This window comes from Rhodococcus sp. FH8, assembly GCF_019266085.1.
GTDB classification, from domain to species: domain Bacteria; phylum Actinomycetota; class Actinomycetes; order Mycobacteriales; family Mycobacteriaceae; genus Rhodococcus_F; species Rhodococcus_F qingshengii.
Genome location: NZ_LPNQ01000057.1, coordinates 1,162,307 through 1,182,184 on the forward strand (window position 1 = coordinate 1,162,307; position 19,878 = coordinate 1,182,184).

Annotated in this window: 19 protein-coding genes; 8 read left to right on the top strand and 11 right to left on the bottom strand. The window is 62.5% G+C overall.

Annotated features, from left to right (window positions below; all coding sequences use genetic code 11):
- Nucleotides 1-82: 82 nt before the first annotated feature.
- On the top strand, nt 83-1,513 hold the full coding sequence (locus ATN38_RS08245; protein ID WP_003940108.1) for a coniferyl aldehyde dehydrogenase: 1,431 nt from the start codon (nt 83-85) through the stop codon (nt 1,511-1,513).
- Nucleotides 1,514-1,549: 36 nt separating this feature from the next.
- Here ATN38_RS08245 and ATN38_RS08250 read toward each other — a convergent pair whose 3' ends face one another.
- The 9 genes from ATN38_RS08250 to ATN38_RS08290 all read right to left on the bottom strand — a co-directional run bounded on the left by ATN38_RS08250 (nt 1,550) and on the right by ATN38_RS08290 (nt 11,457).
- The gene (locus ATN38_RS08250; RefSeq protein WP_308255941.1) at nt 1,550-3,472 is read right to left on the bottom strand and encodes an SEC-C domain-containing protein; all 1,923 of its coding nucleotides are present in this window, start codon (nt 3,470-3,472) and stop codon (nt 1,550-1,552) included.
- A gap of 35 nt (nt 3,473-3,507) precedes the next feature.
- The gene (locus tag ATN38_RS08255; protein WP_058037631.1) at nt 3,508-5,400 is read right to left on the bottom strand and encodes an SEC-C domain-containing protein; all 1,893 of its coding nucleotides are present in this window, start codon (nt 5,398-5,400) and stop codon (nt 3,508-3,510) included.
- Between the two features lie 18 nt (nt 5,401-5,418).
- Nucleotides 5,419-6,096, bottom strand: coding sequence for a GAP family protein (locus tag ATN38_RS08260; RefSeq protein WP_030537205.1), 678 nt, complete (start codon nt 6,094-6,096; stop codon nt 5,419-5,421).
- A gap of 49 nt (nt 6,097-6,145) precedes the next feature.
- Nucleotides 6,146-7,708, bottom strand: coding sequence for an acetolactate synthase large subunit (locus ATN38_RS08265; RefSeq protein WP_218747791.1), 1,563 nt, complete (start codon nt 7,706-7,708; stop codon nt 6,146-6,148).
- A 141-nt stretch (nt 7,709-7,849) separates the two neighbouring features.
- The gene (locus ATN38_RS08270) at nt 7,850-9,424 is read right to left on the bottom strand and encodes a polyamine aminopropyltransferase (RefSeq protein WP_218747792.1); all 1,575 of its coding nucleotides are present in this window, start codon (nt 9,422-9,424) and stop codon (nt 7,850-7,852) included.
- On the bottom strand, nt 9,424-9,927 hold the full coding sequence (locus tag ATN38_RS08275) for a DUF350 domain-containing protein (RefSeq protein ID WP_256931592.1): 504 nt from the start codon (nt 9,925-9,927) through the stop codon (nt 9,424-9,426). The genes ATN38_RS08270 and ATN38_RS08275 overlap by 1 nt, the downstream gene beginning before the upstream one ends.
- On the bottom strand, nt 9,924-10,340 hold the full coding sequence (locus ATN38_RS08280; protein ID WP_007729562.1) for a DUF4247 domain-containing protein: 417 nt from the start codon (nt 10,338-10,340) through the stop codon (nt 9,924-9,926). The genes ATN38_RS08275 and ATN38_RS08280 overlap by 4 nt, the downstream gene beginning before the upstream one ends.
- Entirely contained in the window at nt 10,328-10,828 is a 501-nt protein-coding gene (locus tag ATN38_RS08285) for a DUF2617 family protein (protein ID WP_218747794.1), read from the bottom strand. The genes ATN38_RS08280 and ATN38_RS08285 overlap by 13 nt, the downstream gene beginning before the upstream one ends.
- Nucleotides 10,825-11,457, bottom strand: coding sequence for a DUF4178 domain-containing protein (locus ATN38_RS08290; protein WP_050654601.1), 633 nt, complete (start codon nt 11,455-11,457; stop codon nt 10,825-10,827). Before ATN38_RS08290 ends, ATN38_RS08285 begins: the two co-directional genes overlap by 4 nt.
- Before the next feature lie 171 nt (nt 11,458-11,628).
- On the opposite strand from ATN38_RS08290, the gene ATN38_RS08295 reads away from it, so the two are divergent.
- Together ATN38_RS08295 and ATN38_RS08300 are read left to right on the top strand one after the other, a co-directional pair.
- A complete protein-coding gene (locus tag ATN38_RS08295) occupies nt 11,629-12,942 on the top strand; it encodes a YhgE/Pip domain-containing protein (RefSeq protein WP_218747795.1) in 1,314 nt (437 codons plus the stop codon).
- 99 nt (nt 12,943-13,041) lie between these two features.
- On the top strand, nt 13,042-14,418 hold the full coding sequence (locus ATN38_RS08300) for an NAD-dependent succinate-semialdehyde dehydrogenase (protein WP_039973099.1): 1,377 nt from the start codon (nt 13,042-13,044) through the stop codon (nt 14,416-14,418).
- Between the two features lie 118 nt (nt 14,419-14,536).
- Here the strand turns inward: ATN38_RS08300 and ATN38_RS08305 are convergent, their stop codons facing one another.
- Nucleotides 14,537-14,815 carry a hypothetical protein gene (locus ATN38_RS08305; protein WP_003939940.1) on the bottom strand — a complete coding sequence of 93 codons (279 nt, stop codon included), beginning with the start codon at nt 14,813-14,815 and terminating at the stop codon, nt 14,537-14,539.
- Nucleotides 14,816-14,864: 49 nt separating this feature from the next.
- On the opposite strand from ATN38_RS08305, the gene ATN38_RS08310 reads away from it, so the two are divergent.
- A complete protein-coding gene (locus tag ATN38_RS08310) occupies nt 14,865-15,308 on the top strand; it encodes a hypothetical protein (protein ID WP_064074241.1) in 444 nt (147 codons plus the stop codon).
- A 4-nt stretch (nt 15,309-15,312) separates the two neighbouring features.
- Here the strand turns inward: ATN38_RS08310 and ATN38_RS08315 are convergent, their stop codons facing one another.
- Entirely contained in the window at nt 15,313-16,146 is an 834-nt protein-coding gene (locus ATN38_RS08315; RefSeq protein ID WP_050654598.1) for an alpha/beta fold hydrolase, read from the bottom strand.
- Nucleotides 16,147-16,220: 74 nt separating this feature from the next.
- On the opposite strand from ATN38_RS08315, the gene ATN38_RS08320 reads away from it, so the two are divergent.
- Genes ATN38_RS08320 through ATN38_RS08335 form a run of 4 tightly spaced genes read left to right on the top strand, consistent with a single transcriptional unit; the run spans nt 16,221 to nt 19,786 of the window.
- On the top strand, nt 16,221-16,700 hold the full coding sequence (locus ATN38_RS08320) for a MarR family winged helix-turn-helix transcriptional regulator (protein WP_054188402.1): 480 nt from the start codon (nt 16,221-16,223) through the stop codon (nt 16,698-16,700).
- Nucleotides 16,697-17,329 (top strand): allophanate hydrolase subunit 1, encoded by a 633-nt coding sequence (locus tag ATN38_RS08325; RefSeq protein ID WP_003940006.1) that lies wholly within the window; start codon nt 16,697-16,699, stop codon nt 17,327-17,329. Before ATN38_RS08320 ends, ATN38_RS08325 begins: the two co-directional genes overlap by 4 nt.
- Nucleotides 17,326-18,189: a biotin-dependent carboxyltransferase family protein gene (locus tag ATN38_RS08330; RefSeq protein WP_218747796.1), complete on the top strand. Its 864-nt coding sequence runs from the start codon at nt 17,326-17,328 to the stop codon at nt 18,187-18,189. Before ATN38_RS08325 ends, ATN38_RS08330 begins: the two co-directional genes overlap by 4 nt.
- A 46-nt stretch (nt 18,190-18,235) precedes the next feature.
- Nucleotides 18,236-19,786, top strand: a complete 1,551-nt coding sequence (locus tag ATN38_RS08335) for a bifunctional 3'-5' exonuclease/DNA polymerase (protein ID WP_218747798.1) — start codon at nt 18,236-18,238, stop codon at nt 19,784-19,786.
- The last annotated feature ends 92 nt before the right edge of the window (nt 19,787-19,878 follow it).

Below are 19,878 nucleotides of genomic sequence, written 5' to 3' on the forward strand. Positions count from 1 at the left end.
CCGGTCAACGAGACGAAAAGGACATCCACTCGCACCGCGTCGATACCGTCCGGTCAATACTTCGCCACTACGAGGAGTGCCCATGAGCACCGATGCCGCCGTCACCACTGATCTCGAAGAGATTCTGCGCGCTCAGCAGGAAGCAACTCGAGCCGCTGGTCTTCCGTCCGCGCAGACACGACGCGAGCGCATTCAACGCGTCGTCGATCTCCTGGTGGCAAACCACAAGGATCTGACCGAGGCGATCAACGAAGACTTCGGCGGCCGAATCCCGGCCTACTCGGTGATGAATGACGTTCTCGGGTCGATGGTTTCACTCAAGCACGTTCGTGATTCGCTCGAAGAGTGGATGATTCGCTCACCGAGAGCTACCGGAGCGATGCAGGACCAGTTGGGTGCCACGGCGTACGTGTCGTACCAGCCGAAGGGTTCGATCGGCATCATCGGAACCTGGAATGCTCCCCTGTTCACTCTCCTGAGCCCGCTCGCCTGCGCCCTCGGAGCAGGAAATCGCGCCGTTCTCAAACCGTCGGAGATCGTGCCCAATACTGCGGCCGTCCTGGCCGAGGCGGCGCGTCGAACTCTCGACCCCGTGGAGGTCGCGGTGGTGACCGGCGGCCCGGAAGTCGCTGATCGGCTGACGTCCCTGCCTTTCGACCACCTCGTCTTCACCGGCAGCACGACCGTCGGAAAGCTGGTCATGGCCAATGCTGCGAAGAACCTGGTGCCGGTCACCCTCGAACTCGGCGGCAAGTCACCGAGCGTCTTGAGCCGCAGTGCCGATATCAGCTCTGCTGCTTCGCGTTTGGCTATCGCGAAGTCCACCAACGCCGGTCAACTCTGTGTCTCTCCCGATCTGATCTACGTTCCGCGCGAGAACACGGAAGCATTCATCGACGCGTTCACCGACCAGTTCACGGGACTGTTTCCCACGATTGCCGACAACAAAGACATGGTCTCGATAGTCAGCGATCGTCACCTCGCACGCATCGAGGGGTACATCGCGGACGCCGAAGAACGTGGGGCACGAATCATCACCGTTCCCGACGAAGAACTCTCCGCAGACACTCGTCGTCGCCCACTGCGAATCGTGGTCGACCCTCCGACCGACGCGCAGATCATGAAGGAGGAGATCTTCGGGCCGGCCGTCGTCGTCTTGCCGTACGACCAACTCGACAACGTCGTCGCCGACATCAATTCACGACCGAAACCGTTGGCGCTGTACTACTTCGGAACCGATCTGGACGAGAAGGAATCCGTACTCGAACGGACCGTCTCGGGCGGCGTCACCATCAACGACGCGATGTCTCACCCCGGGCTGAGCGACGCACCCTTCGGCGGCGTCGGAGCTTCGGGCATCGGGCACTACCACGGCCGTGAGGGTTTCCTCGAGTTCAGTCACGCGCGAACGGTATTCGAAGCAGCGCAGCATGACCCACGCGGTGAATGGGGAATGCTCCCGCCGTACGGTGAGGGTTTCGAGCAGATGATGTTGGCTCAGGTAACGCCCTAGGGCCTCCGGCCCCGTGCGCCTTTTTGGTAGTTCGCGCTACCGGAAAGGCGCACCGGCAAGGCCGCGGCTGAGGAACTCCACCAGCTGACCCGGCTCGGTGTCCTCGGACTCGATCAGTTGGATCAACTCCTTCTTGTCGTCTACCGCAAGCGGTTCGATGCCACCGAACGTGCGCATCGTGGACCCGGCGGGGAGAACACGAGCACACACGAGTGTGCCTGGCTCGAGGTTCAGCGAGCCCCACTCGTCCGTGACCTTCACCAGATGCCCGTTGCGGACGTCGCTGAGGGTCACCAACTGTCCCGACTCCGTCGAGGCGACCTTGTACACCGAGCGCGGAATCGACAACCACTGATCGGCCAGTTCGCGTTCGTCGGCAGGCAGCAGTTCTCCGCGGCGCTCGACAAAAGCTGCGAAAATACCCGCATCGAACAAGGCAGCGTCGACGGCCAATCCACCTTCGACGGCCAGCGTCAGTGCTTCTTCGCTGTTGAACTGCTCGGCACGGATGAGCGCAAGATCGAACACGGCGTCGAAGTACTCCGGCGTGCGCGAGAACAACTGAGCCTTGACGTAGAGCCAGCTGGCCCGGTCGTCGAACGTCACCTCAGACTTACCGAGATGGCAAACCTTGAACTTCCGCCCGGAACCGCACCAGCACTTGTCATTTCGTCCGAGTTCGGGGTGCTCGGCCGGGGCGTAGCGCTGAAGAACCTCGTGCAGAACCTCGGACTCGCCACCCTCGATTCGGCCCAGCAAAGCCAGCGCGCGCGTCACATCGCTTCGATCGGCGGCCAGTAGCGCCAGATCGAAGATCGCGGGAGTCCAGTCGGGATCGAGATCGTGCGCTGATTCGTACGACGCCTCAGCGGCCAGGATCTTGCCGAGACGATCCGAAGCCTTGCCCGCCAGCCAGTGCGCTGCCGGCTTGACACGACGCGACCCTTTTTCGGCGAGAGCAGTTGCAACAGAATGCAATACGGAATCATGATCGTCGAGTTCGGACAACAGCTCCAACGCTGCCGCAGCCGCGGGCGGCTCGGCGAGGCCGGCGAAGGCCTGCGGATCCTCCTTGATCTGCTTGCGCGCCCAGTCCGAGACATCCTCGACGCCTTCGGCTTTCGCGGCCATGACCACATCGACGAAGGCGATCACCGACGCGGCTTCTTCGGGGTGCAGATTCTCGCGGACCTCGAGCATGCGGGCCCGGTTCGCCAGGTGGTATGCCTCGAAATCGAATCCGTCGACCGCAACGTAGTCACCGTCGCGGACGTAACCTGACGCCTCGAGCATCTCGCCCAGCGGGGCGGTCGGCTGACGGAACAGCGACGGCTCGTCGAGCATCAACTGCCAGACAATGGCATCGAGGGTGTCAGCACCGATGTCGGCAAGGACCGTCGCCAGGTGCTCGCCGAATCCGGGTGCGGGATCCAGTACCTCGGGGATGGTGCAGAGCGTCAGCTCACGGTCAGCGACGAACAATCCGATCAAGTCACCTGCCGAGCACTCGGCAAGGGTGTCGGTGTCGAGTAGAAAGCCTTCGTCGTGTGGGAACTCCGGATCTTCGATCCCACGATCAGCCAACAGGTCGTCGTCTATCCCGCGGTGCACGACGCTGATGCCGTGAATCTCGTCGTCGTCACGATCGAGGAAAACCCGCAGCATCATCAGATCGGGGTTCGCGTCGAGAACGCCGGACCTGATTTCCGCTTCGGTGAGCCGATGGGTCAACACTCGATGCTCGAACAACGTGTCGAGGGCGGCGTACCGTTCCTCACTCAAGTATCCGAGCAACGGGTCCTCGACGTACTCGACGAATTCGGTCATGTCCTCGGCTGTGCCGTGGCCGGCGTCAGCCAACAGAGTGCCCCAGTCCGCCGCTGTCTGCGGGCCGTGCTCACGCAACAACTCCATCGCGGCTTCGGCGATCAAGTCATTGGCATCCATCGGTTCGTTCACCTATCCAACTTTAACGGGGTCGACTCGATACATCGTCACCGGTCATCGGTCGAGTGATCGGCGCCTCCACGCAACTCGCGCACCAGTTCTTCGGCCTCGAGATCTTCGGAAGCGAGAACCTCGAGTACCCTCGCAGCCTGCGATTCCGTTGCCATGACCACAACACCCACCGCAAACGCGCCAGTGGGGGCCGTCAGGACCCGAGCACTGATCACATCACTTGGCTTGCCTTCGACCGAGTGAGCAACCGTGACGGTCTCCTTGGACCCACGATCGAGCAGCACGACGCCGGTGTCGGACGTTTCGATCACCTCGTACACCGACCTCCGGATTCCGAGCCACTGTGCGGCTGTCACAACTTCCGCCTCCGGAAGTAGTTCGCTGCGTCTGGCCAAGAATTCGGCAAAGATTCCACCCTCGAACAGAGCGACGTCCAGTGCCGATCCGTCGAAGATCGTGGCCGCGATCAGTTCGTCCTCGGAGAGATTTTCGTTTTCGAGATCGTCGAGCCCGGTCACGATGTCGACGAATTCGGAGGCAAACGCAAACAGGCATGCCTTCTTGTACAGCCACCGACCGTCCGCCTTGACGGATTCATCGGCCTTTCCGAGGTGGCAGACCTTGTACTTGCGGCCGGAACCGCACCAACACTTGTCGTTTCGCCCGAGTTCCGGGTGATCGGCTGGGACGAAGTCCTGCAGTACGGCGTAGAGATTCTCTTCGGTTCCGCCGTCGATCCGCCCGAGCAGTGACAGCGCCCGGGTCGCATCGCCGCGGTCCGACGCGAACTGAGCCAGCTCGAACAAGGCCGGACCCCAACCGGATTCGGCAAGGAGCGCTTTCTCGTAGTGCGCCTCCGCTTCGAGGACGCGCCCCAGCCGATCGACGGCCTTACCGGCGAGCCAATGAGCCGCCGCCCTGACCGACCGTGGCCCTCGCCCGGCCAGTTCGGAGGCAAGCGCTTCGAGGATTGCGTCGGTCACCGGGTCCTGATTCCGAAATCCGAGATCGAACACGGCCACTGCAGCACCCGGATCTGCCAGTGAGACAAAAGAGTCCGGAGCAGCGCTCACATGACGGTGGGCCCAGTCCGCGATATCGAAGTCGGCGATGACCGCGTCGGTGTATCCGCGGTCCGCCAGATCGACAAACGCAACGGCAGAGACTGCCTCGTCGTGGGTCAGGTCGTAGGTACTGGCCACCAAGGCTGTCCGAATCTGCAGGTCGTAGGCGTCGAAGTCGAATCCCCGCCGAGCCAGTAGCTCACGCTCGTGCTCGTAACCTGCCACCTCGAAGATCTCACCCAGCGGCGCAACAGGAACCGTGAAGAGTGACGGATCCTCGATCAGGAGTTGCCAGCACACAGAATCCAGGGCCTCGACTCCGTCCTCCTCGAAGAGTTCGCCGAGCGCCGGAGCAAGATCGGGTTCGTCCTCGATCTCGACCAGACGAAACGCAAGTGTTCCGTCTTCGACAGCCAAGCCGACGAGATCACCGTCGGCGCACTCGCCGAGGGTTCCGGCCGGAAGTACCACAACTCGTCGACTCCGGAAGGGAGCAGCTCCGCGTTCGGAGGCTGCTTCTTCCGCCAGGGCCACCCGGATCGCCCCGTCGTCGTCGCCGAATGCCAAGATCGGTTCCAGGTCGGGGCTCGCGTCAAGGATGTCCGACGCAATTTCGACTTCGCTGAGCCGGTGAGTGAACACGAGCCCTTCGAGGACCGTGTCGAGAGCGACGTACTTTCCGTTGGGCAGGTACCCGAGCATCGGTTCGGACAGGTACTCGAGTACATCAGCCAACTCGGTCGCAGTTCCGTACTCCTCGAGATGGGTCGCCCACTCTTCGAGACTCAGCGGGCCTTGCTCGCGCAGAACAGCCAAAGCAGCGGAGGCAATGGAACCGGCAGCGTCGTCGTCGAAATCAGTCACCCGCCAATGGTAGGCGACCTATTGCAGCCCACTGAGCCCCTCGCCCAGCACGGTCGCACCGAGGATCGTCAGGATGACCGTCATCATCACCGCGTTGTTGGCGGTCATCCATGCCTTCGCGGACGCGAGGATCTCGTCGGCACGCTTGCCGGAGAACACCTTCACCAGGATCGGCGACGCGATGCCGACGCTCGCGATGACCGTGAAGATCACCGCGGCAACAATCTGTTGGGCAACGACATTCGTGGCGACCGCGATAGTGGCCGCACCGGATACCGCCAGCGCTGCATTCTTGGGATTGACCGCCGCGGACAAGAACGCCAACCCGAACGCCTTCCGCGGAGTCAACCCGTCGACGCTCTTCATCCACTTCGGAACTGTCGGCTCACTCCCGTTTCGCGGACGCGCGCGCCACTGCTTGTATGCCAAGCCGAACAGGACAAGACCCAACACGATTCGTACGACGCTCGACCACACGGAAGTCTGCGACGACTCCGACTCCGCAAACGAATAGTCCGCGATCACGATGGTCACCGCGACGACTGCCGAGATTCCGAGGACCCACCCGAGTAGAAAAGATGCCGCCCCTCGATGTGCTCCAGCGGTGATCATGACGAGCACGATCACCGCCATGGGCATCGAGACGAAAAGCAGGCCGAGGGCAATCGGAAGAGACAGACCGATCGCAGCTAGCACCGAAAACCTCCAGTTGAATGCACGATCGACGATCGATTCGAGGTCGAAATCACGACGTCGGAGGCAGCATGACCTCGATGAGATGCGGGCCGGGTTCCGCCAGCGCTGCGGCAAACTGTTCGGCCAACTCCTCCGCTGTGTTCGCCCGCGACGCGGGCACTCCCAACCCCTCGGAGATCTTGACGTAGTCCATGTTCGGAGATGACAGATCCAGCATCGACTGTGCGACGACGCCGCCACCTTCTGCGCCGACTCGTTGCAGTTCGCCACGCAGGATGGCGTATGCGCGATTGTTGAGCAGAATCGTCGTGACGTTCAACATCTCTCGCGCCTGCGTCCACAACGCCGTGATGGTGTACATCGCGCTTCCGTCGGCTTCGAGATTGATCACCGGTCGCTCCGGCGCTGCCACAGCGGCGCCCGTCGCCACCGGGATGCCCTGGCCGATGGCACCTCCGGTGAGCGTGAGCACGTCGTGGCGCGGCGCTCCGGCAAGGGCAATCGGGATCGCCCAACCGGAAGTCGCCGCCTCGTCGGAGATGATGGCGTCGCCTGGCAGCAGGGCGCCGATCACGTCGGCCCAATTTCGAACGTCCAGAGGCCCGCTCGGCAGCGCCGGCCGATTCGCTTCCTGCAAAACAGGTTCGACTCTCGGTGCCACGAGTTCGGCCACTGTCTCCAGTGCACCGGCAACATCGTCGCCGACGCTTGCCAGCGTTGTCACCGCAGCACCCTCCGGTGCCAGATCGCTCGGTTTTCCGGGATACGCAAAGAACGAGACCGGCGAAACCGCTCCGGCCAGAACCAGCTGAGTTGTTCCGCGAAGTTGTTCGGTGGCGTGCTCGGCGAAGTATCCCAAGCGCTCGAATGACGGTAGCCCCGCACCTCGTTGAAGCCTGGCTGGAAAAGTCTCGATCAGAATCTGTGCACCGGTCGCGACCGCAATTCGGGAAGCGGCGCGCAGCCCAGCTTCGGAACAGGCTGCGCCGCCCAGCAGTAGCGTGGCGCGACCCTCGGCATTGAGCGCGCCCACCACCGAGTCGATCTGTGTTGCAGAAACTTCCGCCCGCCCCGTTATGTCCCGAGGACCCGCAAGAACTCCACCTTCGCCCCACGAGACGTCGGCAGGGAGGACAAGTGTGGCAATGCGTCCGGGCGGATTCATCGAGGCGGCAACGGCGTCGGCCGCGTCGCTACCGACGGTCGCGGTGGATTCGGAACGTCGACTCCACCCCTCCAACCATTCGGTCAGCGCATCGATGTTCGATTCGAGAGGAGCGTCGAAACCGTGGTGGTAGGTCGCGTGGTCCCCGACGATGTTCACGATCGGTGTGTGGGCGCGGCGCGCGTTGTGAAGGTTCGCCAGTCCGTTCGCCATACCGGGGCCCAGATGGAGCAGCGTCGCGGCAGGCTTTCCGGCGATCCGTGCGTAGCCGTCCGCGGCACCGGTCACGGCGCCCTCGAACAAGCCGAGTACCGCCCGCATCTGCGGAACGGAATCGAGTGCGGCGACAAAATGCATCTCGGACGTTCCTGGATTGCCGAAGCACACCTCGACGCCCGAGTCGACCAGGCTTTGGATGAGCGACTGTGCACCGTTCATTTCGATCACCTCTTCTTCATGAAAAGCTGCGAATGCTTCCTGCGCTTCATCGTGAGCAACCGAACTCCCGGTGCGTGCTCCTCGATCCGAACAGTCATCCGTACCTCCGTCGTGGCCGAGAGTCTCGATTCAAGCTACTCGGTCGGGAGTTCAGCGTTCGTAGCCCTTGCGCATATCGTCGACGATGCGTGGCCGGTCGAGCGTCGAGGGTTCCAACTCCCGCCTCGGGCGATCGCGAGGAAACACCGAGGCCGACGCCAGCGTCGGCTCGTCGAGGAACCGTAGTTCCGGCACATCAGCGGGCAGACGAAGGTCGGGTGGAGTGGATCCCGCTTGCGCGAGCACATATCCCCAGTCACCGAAGCTCGGCACGAAAACGTGGTAGGGCGAGACACTCAGTCCGACAGCCGATACCGTCGACACCGTTCTCCAGTACGCATCCGGTGTCGAGTACGGACTGCCGGACTGGACGACCATCAGCCCGCCCGGATTCATCGCGGCAGCGGCAAGTCCGTAGAACTCCATCGAATACAAGCGGCCGAGTGCGGGGGTGTCGGGATCCGGGAGGTCGACGATCACCGCATCGAAACCCGGTTCCGGACGCTCTCGCAGCCACCGAAACGCATCATCGAGTACGACGTCCACCCGTGGATCCTCGAGCGCTCCCGCGTTCAGATCACGAAGACGCGTGTTGGCCAACTCGATGACTGCCGGATCGAGTTCCACTTGAACGATCTGCTCGACGCTGTTCATTCGCAGCACTTCCCGTGCAGCGAGGCCGTCGCCGCCGCCCAGAATCAGCACGCGCCGGGGGTCGTTCACCAGGGCCGGATACACCAGCGACTCCGTGTACCGATGCTCGTCGACACTGGAGAACTGCAGGTCTCCGTCGAGGAACAGGCGCACGTCGTTCCCCCGCTCGGTAACGACGATTTCCTGGTACACCGATCGCTCGGCGGCCACCACGGGATCGGTGTAGAGCCGCTGCCTCGATGTGGTCTCGATGTCCGACGCTGCGATCAGCAACCATCCGATCAAACTTGCTGCCAACAGCATTGCGACGACGGCGATCGATCGTGCGCGCAGGCTGAGCTGCCACCGAAGGAGTATCAGCGCGACCACTGCCGCAGCCACGAGATTGATCATGCCGGTGAGTGCGGCACCGCGAATCATTCCCGCCCACGGCAACAGTACGAACGGCCACAGCAGACCACCGATCAATGCGCCGAGGTAGTCGGCGGCATTGAGGTTGGCCAGTACCTTTCCGGTGCTCTGTGCGTCGTTGTCGCTGCGACCGGACTGCAAGAGCGTCATCAGCAGAGGCACTTCGGCACCGACGAGGATGCCGATCAGCGCGGTCGCCGCCACCAGAACTGCTGCGCTGGAACCGAAGAACGTGAAGGTCACGTACAGCGTGACGGCACTGAATCCGCCGATCAGCCCGAGCAGTATCTCGACCGTCACGAACGAAGCGGCAGCGTGTCCCAGCAGAGGTTTGGCGGCCAGCGCTCCGATACCCAGAGCCGCAACAAATCCCGCGACGATCAACGACGTCTGGGTGATGCCGCCGCCGGTCAGACTCACGCTGAGTGTCAACAGGGCCAGCTCGTAGATCAGGCCACACGCAGCGCACGCCGCAACCGCCGCAAGGAGAAGGACGCGTGCGCGCGGGCCGAGCATCGTCGAACGCTCGTCAACTGTCACATCGGGATCAGCGGCAACCATCAGGTGAGCGCTGCGGCGTTCACCAAACCGATGGACAGCAAGCTCACACCCACAGCCCACGCGGCGCCACACATCTTCGGATCCTGCACCAGCGCAACCAACTTGCCGGGAAGGAATGCGTTCATCAATCGCAGCGCGATCGCTTGCAACACGATCGCGAACAGTCCGTACACCGCGGAGTCGGCGAGTCCCTGAGCAAAGCCGTCCGAACTGGTCAGGATTGCCGTCACCACGATGATCGCCAGCGCAAGATGATTGGAGGCCAACAGAATCGCGGCGTTCGGATTCTTGTCGACGTAAACCTGATGGCGGAGATTTCCGGGTGTCATGAGGTCGAGGACCAGGAATCCCGTCGCCAGAACCGCTGCACCGACGACGAAGTAGACGAGGGTGCCGAGAACGCCACCGACGAGCAATGCCGGATCCACCGTCCCGATCTCGACGGAAGTGGATGCAAAGATGTTCGTCACGCCGTTCTCCTTCTCATTGAGCATTACCGTCATTTGGCACTACCCGAACCGCCGCTGCCGCTGCTTCCGCCCGCCGGGGATCCCGGGTTGAAACCCGGTCCCAGGTACGCGTATCCGCCGCTGCGATACGTGCCGTCGATGTCCTCTACCTTGATTGTGCTGCCGCCGCTCGAAGCCGAACTGACAGTGACGATGTCGTCGTCGTAGCGCAGGTATTCGTTGCCGCCGTCAGCACTTCGCGCCGCTGGTTCGTCCGCGTCGACAATCCGTGAGACGGTCGTGCCCACTGGATCTTTCGACGAGTACAACACGACGTCGCCATCCTGGGACGTCTTGGAATAGTTGTCCGCGATGAAGTCTTTGGCTCCACCACCGCACGCCGACAAGACAATTGCGGCCGCCAGCATCACCGGAGCCAACCACGTACGCCCCCTCACGGCTGCCACCTGCTGCGTGTCTTCACGATCACTCCTGTCCCCTCCCCCGGGTACAAATGCCAACTCTGCCAACTCCACCCCTGGCGGTCTCGCACGCCACACAACGCGGTCAACGCTGTGTCGTCGCCGGGAAAGGATCCGCAGATCCAACCGTCCTGGCCGGCGGACTCTCTCAACGATGCAGCTTCCGAATCGAATTCGACTCGGTCCAGGATCAGCGAGGAAGACTCGAACCGGTAGTTTTCCGTGGACTCCACTGCCGGCAAGGGTTCACCGCCGGCGGCAAGAGCATCGCACGAAACCTGCTCGGTCAGTTCCTTTCCCGACGCCCAGGCCGTCACCACGTGCGAAGCCCCGAGCACTCCGAGTGTCAGCGTCGCGTCGGAAGTTCCGATCACCAACTCGGCGAGGGTCGGTGGCGCAGGAGCTCCCAGTACCAACCCCAGTGCCGAGGCATCCACGTCGGTCGGCTCCACGTCGAGTAGATACAGGCTCATTCCGGGGGGCCCGAGTGGATGACAGTGAGTTCGCTGCGAGTGACCGCCCGTCCCGTGGAAACCTCCCACGACTGTCCGCGCGCCCACTTCTCGAATGCAATCAGGCCGGTCTTGTCTGCGGTCGCATAGTCCGCGTATTCCATCGAGCCGGAAGGGGCCGTACCCGTCGTACCCTCGGCCGTGAACTTCGCCGTTCCACTTTCGATCTTGCGGTGAACCTTGTCGTCGAGAATGACGTCGCCGTTCGGGACCAGGTTGGTTCCTTCTCGACGCATCCAGAGAGTCATCTCCAATTCGCCCTCGTCGTCCTCGACCGTCAACCAACGACGACCGGTCGAACCGTCGAGAAGGTGCTCACGCCAGATGTACCCCTCTTCGTCGAGCGTGATGGTCCCTCGAACAACATGGTCGATACCCGCGTACGTGATGATGTCGCCGACCCCGATCTTGTGGGGGTCGTACACCTCGGGATAGTCGGCGAGCGGGTCGACGCGAGCATTCGGCTTGCCCTGGCGTCCACGCAGGACCACAAACACGACGGCAGCGATCACTACGAGTATCAGGACAACTATCAGCACGTTGGTCAACGGTTTCTCCGAAATCGTCTCGGCAGGGTTGCCGCGGGCCATACCCTACCGATCCGTTCTCAGCCTTTTCGGATGAGACTGCCGGCAATCCGGCCTGTCGCCGACCGGACAGGTCTCCAGCGCCGCGGGCAGATCGAAAGACTGCCCCGGCGCACCTTTGCGTTTACGCTCAGCCCGAGGAACTCCGCGCGAACGAAAGCCGGTCGACTGACGATGAGCAAGAACACGGAGCCGTCTGCCCGCACCGTCATGCACACACCACGATTCTGGTTGACACCATTGATAGTGGTCACCCTCTTGATGTCGGCGCTGGCAGCGCTGTACATGGGCGGAATACTCGACCCCAAGAAACACCTGGACCAGTTCCCGATCGCCCTGGTCAACCAGGACGAGGGCGACGCCCTCCCCGGCGGCGACCCCGCCGACCGCAAGAATTTCGGAAACGACATCGTCGCCGGCCTCGAAAGCGGAATCGACCACCAGAAGATCGACCTGCAGCAGATCGGTATCGCCGAAGCCCAATCGCGGTTGAACTCCGGCACGCTGTACGGCGCGATCGTGATTCCCAGTGATTTCACGAAGAGGACGATCATCCTGGCGGAGGCCAGCGTCGTCGCCGGTGACGTAGAGCAACCGATCATCACGATCTACACCAATCCTCGCGCCGGTTCCGTCTCGGCATCGCTGGTCCAGTCGATCGGAACCACAGCCCTCGCCTCGGTCAACAAGAACATGGGCGAGCAACTCACCGCCCTTGTCACCGCGCAGTTGGAAGCGGGAGGCACCGGAACCCAGATCTCCGGAGCGAGCCGCCTGCTGCTCGAAAACCCGGTGAACGTACTCACGGTTGCCCACGATCCGCCTCCCGACGGAACCGGATTCGGTTTGGTGGCATTCTATTTCGCGCTGCTGTTGGTCCTTGCGGGATTCACCGGAGCAACCGTGGTCAATTCCTTGGTGGACGGCATGCTCGGATACGCGCCTACCGAATTCGGTCCACTCTTCGTTCAGAACGACGTTGTGGGTATCAACAGGTTTCGAACGCTGCTCGTCAAATGGGCATTCATGATCGTGTTGTCCGGCATAGTCTCCGCGTTGTTCCAGTGGATCAGTCGCGCCCTCGGAATGCCGGTCACTCACGGGCTTGCATTGTGGGAGTACGGCGCGCTGGTCATCACAGCGGTGGGCATCACGGCGATGTCGGTGATGGCCGCGTTCGGCTCGTTGGGCATGTTGATCAACCTGTTCGTGTTCGTCATTCTCGCGCTGCCCTCGTCCGGTGGCACCATCCCCCTCGAAGCCAGCCCCAGGTTGTATGCCTGGCTGGCGCAATTCGAGCCGATGCACCAGATCTACATGGGCACGCGATCGATCCTGTTCTTCGGCGCACGCGGTGAGGCAGGCCTGCTGCATGCCGTCTGGATGACGTTGGTGGGGCTACTGATCGGCGTCGTACTCGGCATCGTGACCACCCGTTTCTACGACCGCAAGGGCTACGAGCGCACCCATCGTCCCAAGGTGGCGTGACATGGTACCCAGCCGGGATTTGATCGAAACCTGTTGAGCCGATTCAATGTGATTGCGCGTTTCGGGAATCTTCGAGCCCCTTCCGCACGTTGTACAACTATGGCTAATTACAAAACAGTCAATCCCGCGACAGGTGAAACCGTCAGGGAATTCGATACTTTGGATGACGCCGGAGTTGAAGCCGCACTTGCGAACACGCATCGCGGCTACTTGACCTGGCGCAACAGTGCGCCACAGCAGCGTGCGGCAGTCCTGAGCAAGACCGCCGAACTGTACACAGAGCGCGCAGACGAACTGGCCCGAATGATCTCCTTGGAGATGGGTAAGCCGGTCCGCGAGGCCAAGGGCGAAGTACAACTCTCGGCCGCGATCTATCAGTGGTATGCAGACCACGGTCCGGCACTGCTCGAGGAAGAACGACTCGACGTTCCCGGGGCCGAGGAGTCGGTTGTGTACCGGCGACCGATCGGCGCTCTCATCGGCGTCATGCCGTGGAACTTCCCGTACTACCAAGTCGCCCGCTTCGCGGCACCGAATCTGATGCTCGGTAACACGATCATTCTCAAGCACGCATCGAACTGTCCGCAGTCGGCGCTGCTGATGGAAGAGATTCTGCGACAAGCCGGATTGCCGGACGACGCCTACGTCAACGTCTTCGCGACCAACGAGCAGATCGCGGACATGATCGCCGATCCCCGAGTTCAAGGTGTGTCACTGACCGGCAGCGAACGCGCCGGAACCAGCGTCGCCGAAACTGCCGGACGCAATCTCAAGAAGGTCGTCCTCGAACTCGGCGGATCAGACGTGTTCATCGTCCTCGATTCCGACGACATGGATGCCACCGTCAAGTCCGCAACCAAGGCACGTCTGTCCAATGCCGGCCAGGCCTGCAACGCGGCCAAGCGTTTCATCGTCACCGAAGATTTCTACGACGACTTCACCAACAAGTTGGCGACGTCCTTCGAATCCGTCACTGCCGGTGACCCGTTGGACGAATCCACAGTCTTGGGTCCGCTCTCTTCGCAGAGCGCGGCAGACACTCTGATCGAGCAGATCGACGACGCTGTGTCCAAGGGTGCCACGCTGCTGACCGGTGGAAAGAAGATCGACGGCCCGGGCGCCTACGTTCAACCGACATTGCTCGCAGACGTGACACCGGACATGCGGGCCTACAGCGAAGAACTGTTCGGACCTGCCGGAGTCGTCTACAAGGTCAAGTCGGCCAGCGAGGCTGTGGAACTTGCCAATTCGTCGGTCTACGGTCTGAGCGGATCCGTCTGGAGCAGCGATCTCGATTCCGCCCGGTCGGTCGCCGCAGATCTCGACGTGGGAATGGCGTTCGTCAACGAGCACGGAACGACGTTGCCCGGTCTGCCCTTCGGCGGAGTCAAGCGCTCCGGAGTCGGCCGCGAGCTGGGTCCGTGGGGAATGGACGAGTTCGTCAACAAGAAGCTGCTCCGCGTCTCGAAGAAGTAGTTCGACACAGAAGTAGTTCGACACAGAAGTAGCTCGGCGCAAAGGAAGGCCCTGACCTCGATGGAGGTCGGGGCCTTTCCTCATAACCCACGGACCAGCAAGCGGGTCCGCTGCCTGGTCACTCGCTTGCCGGCGTGGCACCCCCACGAGTGAGGCTCCACCCGAACCTCGTCGCGATGACAGCTGACACCCAGCCCAACAGTGCACCCACCAGTGGAGCAGCGACGGCGGTGTAGATCGCCTCGTTGGAAACACCAACCGACACGGCGGAGTCACCGACGAAGGCGAAATCGGTTCGGGAGGCGAAGGACGCCCACTCGATCAGGCCGGAGACAACAATAATCAGGAACCCCAGCAGGAAGCCGAAGCCGGCCAGCAGAACGTGAAGTGCGCGCATCCGGTCAGTCTGCCTGTAACACCCACCCAGATAAAACCGACCTGCTGGTATGACACTTTCACGTATCGCTCGCACTTCCGTGATCGCCGCCGCCCTCTGCGCGGGCGCAGCCATCTGTTCCGCGACGTCAGCTTCCGCGGACGTAGTCGACGTCACGATCCTTCCGGGTCTCAGCAGCGGACCGACGACGCCGTACGGAGCGGGCTGCACGTATCTGGTGGTTGCCAGGACAGCAGCGTTGAACGAGCCGAACGTCTCGATTGTCGACATGAACCGGGCGTCGACCATGTTCCCGCAGGAACTGATCTGGGACACCGTCAATCCCTACTTCACCTTGCCGGTCGTACTCGGCCACGCCGTCACGCTGTGGACTCCGACTGCACCGGGCGAACACTCTCTGATGGCCTACCAGACGTCCGCGGGCGGGCCGGTCACAACGGTCGATGTCAATCCGGCGACACCGATCGGTCCGGGGTGCGTCGTCGCACCCTGATCCGCTAGCCCTCCAAGAAGTCGACGAGCACCCGGTTGATTTCATCGGCGGGAACCATCGGAATGCTGTGATGCGAAGAAGCTTTCAGCACCTCGACACGCGCTGCGGGAACCCTCTCCCGCACTGACTTCGACACGGTTTCCGCATCATGCACCCGTCCGTCTTGTGCGAGGACCACCAGCAACTCGACATCCAGTGCGCTCAAGGCCTCCTTCGAAGGACGTCGAGGCACTACGAGATCGGGTCGCGGTAGATCCGAAGTGCCCACTTCCACAAGAGACAGCCAGTCGGAGTCGATACTCAACTCACCTGTCTCCCAATCCAACAGTCGCCGTCGGCGCGCTCGCGACGGGGAGAGCAACAGCGGAAGCGCACGCAGAAGGTAGCCCGCCTTCATGCCGGAGAAACTCGAATTAGGATCGAGCAGAACAAGTTTCCCGACACGATTCGGTCGATGCAGCGCAAAGGCCAACGCAATCATTGCGCCATAGGAATGTCCGATCACATCAACGGTGCCGGCCCCGGTGCAATCGACTATCGAGTCCATCCACTCGATCAGATCGTCGACGGACTTCATCGGATCACCATTCGGAACGCTCCGCCCGGCATCGCCCATGGTGTCGACAGCAAAGACACGCCGGGATTTCGACAGCGTCGCAACATTGTCGAACCACACCGTCGAAGTGGCACCTCCCCCGGACAGAAGGATCAACGGCCGCGAGTCTGCATGCCCACAGACGTTCACATGCGTGTTACCGAACCGCCCCGCGAGATCCACACCCAGCGGTTTCTGCGGCCATTTGGTCAGTACAGCGTCGTATGCGCGATTGAAGTCCATCCCCCACCCCCATTTCTCTCGATTATCGAGATAGTAGACAATCAAGAGACAACACACCAGGGCTGGAGGCATCCTTGAGCGTCGGCGATGCAGAAGACGAAGCGATGGCGATCGTCCACTCGCTTCGCGCACTTACCGTCGACTTGAACGTGGCGGTTTCCGGCTTTGCGAACAAGTACAAAATGCACTCCACCGACGTGCGCGCGTTGATCTGCCTTCTCGATGCCGAGCGCTCGGACGCACCGGCGACACCAGGCTGGCTCGGCGCACAGCTGGGTATCAACTCGGCGTCGGTGACCGCGCTCGTCGACCGGATGGTCAAAGCGGGCCACGTAGCTCGGGAGCGAGACTCAGCAGACCGCAGGCGGGTGCTCTTGCAGGTCACACCATCGGCGGTCACTCTGGGCGAGAGTTACTTCGGCCCACTCATTTCACGGGCGGTGAGCACCCTCGGCAATTTTACCGCCACAGAGCGAGCCACCATCGCGAGTTTCATCGCCGCGATGCGAGCGGACGTGGAGCGGACTCGAGTCGATAGGGAGCCCTCCCGGTGACTCGCATACTTCCCGCGGGAGAACGCGCATTGCTCGTGGACTTCGATTCCGAAGCTGGCGTTCTAGCGTTCACCGAAGCACTGACGCGTAACACCCCGGTCGGGGTCGAAGACTTCCTCCCCGCAGCTCGCACGGTCCTGGTCACGTGCACCCCGGCGGCAGATCTCACGTACGTCCGGAAGCGCTTGAACGATCTCGAGCAGACCGATTCTGCCGCGACCACAGACGAGCATTTCGAGACGGATGCACTCACCATCGCCGTCAGGTACGACGGGCCCGACCTCGACGACGTCGCACAGTCACTTGGTATGAGCCGATCCGAGGTGGTTGCGGCCCACACCGGGGCAATGTGGCGTTGCGCCTTCATCGGATTCGCACCCGGCTTCGCCTACCTGACTTCAGGCGACACTCGGCTCGACGTTCCGCGTCGAACGCAATCACGAACCGCTGTGCCTGCCGGTTCCGTCGCCCTGGCCGCTGGATACAGCGCGGTCTACCCGCGTGCATCACCGGGTGGCTGGCAGATCATCGGGAGCACCGATGCCGTGATGTGGGATCTGAACGCCACACCACCGGCCACCGTTCAGCCCGGCAGACGCGTGCGCTTCGTGAACGAGGAACAACGATGAACAGTCTGGAGATACTCGACACCGGGCCGCTGAGCCTGATCCAGGACCTCGGACGGATAGGTCATCTTCGCTCGGGTGTCGGGGTTTCCGGTGCGGCAGACAGGCGATCTCTCAGGCTTGGCAATCGGCTCGTCGGCAACAACGAGGGCGCAGCCGGTGTCGAGGTCCTCCTGGGTGGGCTGAGTCTTCGGGCGCAGCAACCGACAACGATCGCGTTCACCGGTGCGCCTGCACAGGCCTACCGCGACGGCATTCCGGTCGGGCATTCGAGCGTGATCGATCTGCGGGCTGGGCAGACCGTCCGCCTGGACTACGCACCGAGTGGACTGCGGACGTATCTGACCGTCCGAGGCGGCATTGTGGTTCCCGAGATCCTGGGATCGCGCAGCACCGACACGATGTCCGGGATCGGTCCGGCGCCTCTCGAGCCTGGTGTTTTTCTCCCGATCGGGCCATCGCCAACCGCGTTCTCACTCGTCGACCTCGCACCGGTGCCACCGATGACAAACGAGACTCTCGACATTCGAGTCGTGTTCGGTCCTCGTGCAGATCGATTCACCAACCCCGAAACACTCGTGCAGGGCCGATGGGCGGTTTCGACCAACTCGGACCGTATCGGTGCACGCCTCGATCGCGTCGGCGCCGACGAACTGCTTCGACGAACCGACGACACCGAACTGCCCACCGAAGGCGTGGCGCTCGGATCGATCCAGGTCCCACCCAGCGGCCAACCTGTCGTGTTCCTCGCCGATCACCCCATCACCGGCGGCTATCCGGTGGTGGGAGTGGTCGCGGACGCAGATATCGACCGACTCGGCCAAGCCCGCCCGGGTCAGCACATCCAGTTCGTCGGGGCCTGAGCACGCCGAGCGATGGCGTGTCGGACCCAGCCGTCACACTGATGTCGTGCGAGTTGTCCTGGTCCCCGGTAGTACAACGTCCACGGGAGCTGTGACGGCAACTGTCCTACGGACCGATCCCGCTGGAACGCCGCTCGCCGATCCCGTCGAATACCCCGACCTGATCGCAGCGGTAAGCACCATCGAGGAAGCCGAGCACCCGCGGTGGGTGTGGCCGAGTACGGCGACCGTGTACCCACCTCTACTGCGGGCAGGCGTACGGGTTCAGCGGTGCCACGACATCTCCCTGACCCGCGCGATACTCGGAATGCGCGCCGGCAAACCGTCACCGCCCGCCGAGGAGTTCGACGACGATCGACTCGGACTCTTCGACACTGCACCCGTTCTCGATCCCCTCGCCGTCGTCACCGAATTCGCCGAGCAGCGCGCAACCATCGGCGCGGACGCTCGACTGGACTTGTTGATCGCAGCAGAATCGGCCGGCGCTCTCAGCGCCGCCGAGATGACGCACACGGGCCTTCCGTTCTCGACGCAGAAGCATCGCGAACTCCTCGAAGAACGGCTGGGGCCGCGGCCGACGGGATACGACCTCCCCGCTCGTATGCAGGAACTTGCCGCACAGATCAGTGAGGTCTTCGGGCGCACCGTCAATCCTTCGTCTTCGGTGGAGATCACCGAGGCGTTCGGGCGTCAGGGCATCGAACTTCCGTCGACACGCAAGTGGTTTCTGCAGGAGATCGATCATCCGGCTGTGCCGCTACTCCTTCGTCATCGCGAACTCGCCAAGCTGTACAGCACCAACGGTTGGCAGTGGATGGACAGTTGGGTGCGGGGAGATCGATTCCGTCCGATCTACGTTCCCGGTGGTGTCGTGTCCGGCAGGTGGGCGAGTCGAGGCGGCGGGGCCCTCCAGATTCCGAAGACAATGCGCTCGAGCGTCGTCGCCGATCCGGGCCACGTGTTCGTCGTCGCCGACGCCGGTCAGCTCGAGCCCCGAATTCTGGCCGCCATGTCCGGCGACCGCCGCATGATGGCCGCCGCCGGGGACGACGACCTGTACGCACTTGTCGGTGCCGAAGCCTTCGGCGGGGATCGCGCAAAAGCCAAGGTCGCAATCCTCGGAGTCCTGTACGGGGCGACGGCGGGTGAAGCCAAAGCACTGCTCATCTTGTTGCGGAAGCGATTCCCGGTCGCCGTCGAGTACGTCGAGCAAGCTGCCAAGGCAGGTGAGCGCGGCGAGGTGGTGAAGTCACTGCTCGGCCGCGCCTGTCCCCCACCGTCTCCCGACTTCTACTCTCACGGCGACGCTCATGCCCGCGGTCGTTTCACGCGAAACTTCGTCGTTCAGGCCACTGCGTCCGAGTGGGCGTTGTGCCTGCTCGCCGACCTCAGGCGACGCCTCGCCGAAGATCCGGACGGCGAGTTGGTCTTCTTCCAGCACGACGAAGTGGTCGTGCATACCCGAAACCCCGAGTCAGGTGCCGCCCACGTGCTGGCCGCCGCGGCTTCGGCAACTCGATTGTTGTTCGGCGACACAGTCGTTCGTTTTCCCATGGACGTCGCAGCCCACGAGACTTACGGCAAAGGCACTTCGTAGCGTCGTCAATTCCACTCCAAGTGGTTCCACCGCGCCCGTATTGCGTGTTCTACTGGAAAACGTTGCTTTGTTGGTGCTGGTCGACTGCGTTC

Coding starts and splice junctions, on each gene's coding strand:
- ATN38_RS08245 (WP_003940108.1), top strand. CDS start 83: ATGAGCACCGATGCCGCCGTCACCACTGATCTCGAAGAGATTCTGCGC.
- ATN38_RS08270 (WP_218747792.1), bottom strand. CDS start 9,424: ATGGTTGCCGCTGATCCCGATGTGACAGTTGACGAGCGTTCGACGATG.
- ATN38_RS08275 (WP_256931592.1), bottom strand. CDS start 9,927: ATGACGGTAATGCTCAATGAGAAGGAGAACGGCGTGACGAACATCTTT.
- ATN38_RS08285 (WP_218747794.1), bottom strand. CDS start 10,828: ATGAGCCTGTATCTACTCGACGTGGAGCCGACCGACGTGGATGCCTCG.
- ATN38_RS08290 (WP_050654601.1), bottom strand. CDS start 11,457: ATGGCCCGCGGCAACCCTGCCGAGACGATTTCGGAGAAACCGTTGACC.
- ATN38_RS08295 (WP_218747795.1), top strand. CDS start 11,629: ATGAGCAAGAACACGGAGCCGTCTGCCCGCACCGTCATGCACACACCA.
- ATN38_RS08300 (WP_039973099.1), top strand. CDS start 13,042: ATGGCTAATTACAAAACAGTCAATCCCGCGACAGGTGAAACCGTCAGG.
- ATN38_RS08305 (WP_003939940.1), bottom strand. CDS start 14,815: ATGCGCGCACTTCACGTTCTGCTGGCCGGCTTCGGCTTCCTGCTGGGG.
- ATN38_RS08310 (WP_064074241.1), top strand. CDS start 14,865: ATGACACTTTCACGTATCGCTCGCACTTCCGTGATCGCCGCCGCCCTC.
- ATN38_RS08315 (WP_050654598.1), bottom strand. CDS start 16,146: ATGGACTTCAATCGCGCATACGACGCTGTACTGACCAAATGGCCGCAG.
- ATN38_RS08330 (WP_218747796.1), top strand. CDS start 17,326: ATGAACAGTCTGGAGATACTCGACACCGGGCCGCTGAGCCTGATCCAG.